The organism is Pantoea sp. SIMBA_079 (assembly GCF_046940275.1).
Lineage (GTDB): Bacteria > Pseudomonadota > Gammaproteobacteria > Enterobacterales > Enterobacteriaceae > Pantoea > Pantoea borealis.
This window is the reverse complement of the sequence record NZ_JAWRYR010000340.1, coordinates 1-270: the sequence shown is the minus strand read 5'-3', so window position 1 is coordinate 270 and position 270 is coordinate 1. Positions and strand designations below refer to the sequence as shown.

Annotated in this window: 1 protein-coding gene; it reads right to left on the bottom strand. The window is 70.4% G+C overall.

Annotated features, from left to right (window positions below; genetic code table 11):
- Positions 1 to 213: hypothetical protein (locus SB719_RS20275; RefSeq protein WP_412159759.1), on the bottom strand; the 213-nt coding region annotated here is incomplete at its 3' end.
- Positions 214 to 270 lie beyond the last annotated feature (57 nt).

Below are 270 nucleotides of genomic sequence, written 5' to 3'. Positions count from 1 at the left end.
CACGCCGAAGAAGGCCAGGGTCTCGCGCGGATGGCGGTAGACGTCGCGCGCGGTGTTCTCCGGGCTGCGCCAGTCGCCGGCCAGCACGGTGTCGAGCCGCGTGAGGTTGGCGGTATCGAGGTCGGTGGCGGTGTCGGCCTGCGTCTGCGGACCGGAGGCGCAGCCGGCGAGGGACAGCACGAGGGTGGAGCACAACAACATGGAGCGTTGCATGGTCGGAACTCCGGTTCGCGAAAGTCGCGCAAGGGTGCCACAACCGCCGCAGCGCCG